Source organism: Streptomyces sp. SID4985, from assembly GCF_009863025.1.
GTDB lineage: Bacteria > Actinomycetota > Actinomycetes > Streptomycetales > Streptomycetaceae > Streptomyces.
The window spans coordinates 1-3,740 of record NZ_WWIR01000724.1 but is presented as its reverse complement, the minus strand read 5'-3'; the positions used below and the strand labels follow the sequence as shown (position 1 = coordinate 3,740).

The following is a 3,740-nucleotide window of genomic DNA, read 5'->3' as shown; positions in this document are numbered from 1 at the left end:
GCCACAGCCGGGCCCGCGCCCACTCGCGCGGCCGCTCGGCGGGGCCCGACCCGGCGTCCACGCGCACGGTGCCGTTGCGCTCGCCGCACTGGAGCGCGGGATGCCCGGCGCCGTACCGCACGGGCAGCCCGGAGGTGCCGGGCGGCGCGTCCGGGCCCGGCGCACCGGAGGGGGTGGCGGCGATCCGTACGAGCCGTACGGCGCCCTCGTTCTCCGAGCCGGGCGGCACCGGCACCGCCCGGTCGAGCAGGGCGTGGTCGGCGAAGCCCGCGAGGGCGAACTCCAGGTGGACCACGGCCGCCTCCGCCGGGTCCTCGCACTCGGCGGCGGCACGGGCCGCGCGATGCAACTGGTTGGAGCGGAACCGCAGTTGGGACGCCTCCCGCTCGCCCTGCCGGGCCTCGGTGACGTCCTGGAAGAGCCAGCCGACCCCGAGCGGTACGGGCTCCTCGGCCAGCGGCGAGGCCAGCCGCACGAAGCCACTGCGCCAGCAGCGCCGCCGCTCCCCGTCGGCCGTCCGCACGGTCACCCACATCTCGGCGGGCCCCGGCGGGGCGCCCTCGGCCAGCACATGGGTCAACGCGCTCTCCAGCTCCTCCACACCCTGGCCGAGCAGCTCACCGAGCGGCCGCCCGAGCGCGGACGTACGGCCCACCCCGAGCGCGCGGGCCGCGTGCGCGTTGACGACGGCGGGACGCAGATCGGCGTCCACCAGCACGACACCCCAGGACGCGTCCTCGAACAGCGCCTCGCTGAGCGCGATCGACCGCTCCAGGTCGATCTGCGCGTGCACCTCGCTGAAGGCGCAGTACAGCCCGGCCGGGCTGCCGTCCGGCCCCCGCACGGCGGCGGACTGGGTCCTGACGAGCACCCGTCCCCCGTCCTTGGTGACCAGCGCGAACTCGTGCACCTGCCGCCCCGGCGCCCGCATCGCGGACATCAGCCGCCGCTGCACCTCCTCGGCGTCCGCACTGCGCACCGCCCACCCGGCGAACCCCGGCCGCCCGACCGCCTCGGCCGCGCTCCACCCCAGAATCCGCTCCGCCTCGCGGTTCCAGTGGGTCACGACCCCCTCGGCGTCGAAGGCGCACAAAGCCGCGTCCATGCCGTCCAGCAGCGCGGCGAGCAGATCCTCCCCACCCGGCTCCCCCGGCCCCAGCTCATCGGTGGCCCCACCACGCCGGGAAGCACTCACCCTGGACCCCCTGGAGGCTGCGTCGGGCACACCCCTCGGCACCCGTTCCGCTCACTGGCCTGCGTCGTTCAATGTCATTCAACTCGACGGTGACACAGCCCACACGGAGTTCCGCGAGATTGCGGCGCCGAAAATCGTTTGAAGCGTGTGCGGCGGCTTCCTAGGCTGTGGAGCACACACGAAGGGAGGTGGTTCGGCAGATGTACGGAAACCGGACGCGTGAGGTGGCTGCGGGCTAGCGGCCCGACACCACGCCTCGTCGAGGGTGCCGGACCAGCGCGTGCGCGTCATGCGCAGCCGGCCAATCCATCGCAGTCGCCCGACCCGTGAGCTCGCCGGTACGTCCGGCCGGCTCTCCGCCCCGGCGGAGGACCCGAGCTCGCGGGTCGTCTGCGTTTGTGTTTGTGCGCGGGTCAGGGGCTGAGGCGGTCGACCGTCCAGGTGCCGTCCGGGAGGGCGGTGTAGCGGAGGCGGTCGTGGAGGCGGTTCTCGCGGCCCTGCCAGAACTCGACGGTCTCGGGGGCGACGCGGAAGCCTCCCCAGTGGGGCGGGACGGGGACTTCCTCGCCCTCGGGGTAGCGGGCGCCGAGCGCGGCGTACGCCTCGTCCAGTTCGGCGCGGGAGCCGACCACCGTGGACTGCGCACTGGCCCAGGCGCCCAGCTGGGAGCCGTGCGGGCGGCTGTGGAAGTAGGCGGCGGTCTCCTCGCGGCTGGTGCGGCGGGCCACGCCCGAGACGATGACCTGGCGGGCGATCGGGTGCCAGGGGAAAAGCAGCGAGACATACGGGTTCCCGGCCAGGTCACGGGCCTTGCGGGAGTCGTAGTTGGTGTAGAAGACGAAGCCGTCGGTGTCGTAGCCCTTCATCAGGACCGTGCGCGAGCCGGGGCGCCCTGCGGGGTCGACGGTGGAGACGACCATCGCGTTGGGCTCGTAGAGCGTGCCGTGGACGGCCGCGCGGGCGGCATCCGCGAACCAGCGCGCGAACTGGTCCATCGGGTGGACCGCGAGTTCCGTCGTCTCAAGGCCCCGGGCGCGGTACTGCTTGCGCATGAACGCGGGGTCGGTGGCGGGGTCGGGCATCGTGTCGCGATCGGTCACGCGGCCATCCTGCCGCATGGGGGCGTACGGGCCGCGGGCCCACTCCCGACCCACTCCGGCGCACTTCCGGCGCGCTCCCGCGCGCAGCGCGTGGCGGCTCGCCACCACCGCCTCCCCCTAACGTGGCACTCAGTGCCGCAAGGGCTCCCCAAACCTGGCACTCAGGGCTATCGTGCTGGTTCCCGCCCCATGTCCGGGTGACCCTCGGCCGTACGGGGCATCACCGGTGTGACCGCCGCCGACCCAGCATGAGGAGCCGCCTTATGTCCGAGTTCGTACCCGGGCTAGAGGGAGTCGTCGCCTTCGAGACGGAGATCGCCGAGCCGGACAAGGAGGGCGGTGCCCTGCGCTACCGGGGCGTCGACATCGAGGACCTGGTCGGGCACGTGTCCTTCGGGAACGTGTGGGGCCTGCTGGTCGACGGCGCCTTCGACCCCGGCCTGCCGCCCGCCGAGCCGTTCCCGATCCCGGTGCACTCCGGGGACATCCGCGTGGACGTGCAGTCCGCGCTGGCCATGCTGGCCCCCGTGTGGGGTCTGAAACCGCTGCTGGACATCGACGCCGAGCAGGCCCGCGACGACCTCGCCCGCGCCGCCGTCATGGCGCTGTCGTACGTCGCCCAGTCCGCGCGCGGGCAGGGCCTGCCGATGGTGCCGCAGAACGAGATCGACAAGGCGCGGTCGGTGGTCGAGCGGTTCATGATCCGCTGGCGCGGCGAGCCGGACCCGAAGCACGTCGCGGCCGTCGACGCGTACTGGACCTCGGCCGCCGAGCACGGCATGAACGCGTCCACCTTCACCGCGCGGGTCATCGCCTCCACCGGGGCGGATGTCGCTGCCGCGCTCTCGGGTGCCGTCGGTGCGATGTCCGGTCCCCTCCATGGCGGGGCGCCCTCCCGTGTGCTCGGCATGATCGAGGAGATCGAGCAGACCGGGGACGCGGAGGGGTGGGTACGGCAGGCCCTCGACCGGGGTGAGCGGCTCATGGGGTTCGGGCATCGCGTCTACCGGGCCGAGGACCCCCGGGCGCGGGTACTGCGGCGCACCGCGCGGGAGTTGGGGGCGCCCCGGTACGAGATCGCGGAGGCGCTGGAGAAGGCGGCGCTGGAGGAGCTCCACAATCGGCGGCCGGATCGTGTGTTGGCCACCAATGTGGAGTTCTGGGCGGCGATCTTGCTGGACTTCGCGGAGGTGCCGGCGCACATGTTCACGTCGATGTTCACGTGTGCCAGGACCGCCGGGTGGTCGGCGCACATTCTTGAGCAGAAGCGGACGGGGCGGTTGGTGCGGCCTTCGGCGAAGTACGTCGGTCCGAGTTCGCGTCGGCCTGAAGACATCCCGGGGTTTGCGGGGATCGCCCACTGAATTCGCCCGCCAAGATGGGGTGTTGGGGCGCGTGGCGACTGCGGACCGGTCGTGGCTGGTCGCGCAGTTCCCCGCGCCCCT

3 protein-coding genes are annotated in these 3,740 nt (G+C 73.1%); 1 reads left to right on the top strand and 2 read right to left on the bottom strand.

What is annotated here, in order from left to right; genetic code table 11:
* On the bottom strand, positions 1-1,195 hold a 1,195-nt coding region (locus GTW40_RS32390; protein ID WP_161183698.1), incomplete at its 3' end, for a PAS domain-containing protein.
* Between the two features lie 413 nt (positions 1,196-1,608).
* Positions 1,609-2,295, bottom strand: coding sequence for a pyridoxamine 5'-phosphate oxidase (pdxH, locus tag GTW40_RS32385; RefSeq protein WP_161183697.1), 687 nt, complete (start codon positions 2,293-2,295; stop codon positions 1,609-1,611).
* 263 nt (positions 2,296-2,558) lie between these two features.
* Here pdxH and GTW40_RS32380 point away from each other — a divergent pair, with 263 nt between their 5' ends.
* Complete coding sequence (locus GTW40_RS32380; protein ID WP_161183696.1) at positions 2,559-3,659, top strand: citrate synthase 2; 1,101 nt, start codon at positions 2,559-2,561, stop codon at positions 3,657-3,659.
* Positions 3,660-3,740: the final 81 nt, after the last annotated feature.

Bases quoted from the DNA above. Each gene is read 5' to 3' on its own strand.
- GTW40_RS32380 (WP_161183696.1), top strand. From the start codon at position 2,559: ATGTCCGAGTTCGTACCCGGGCTAGAGGGAGTCGTCGCCTTCGAGACG.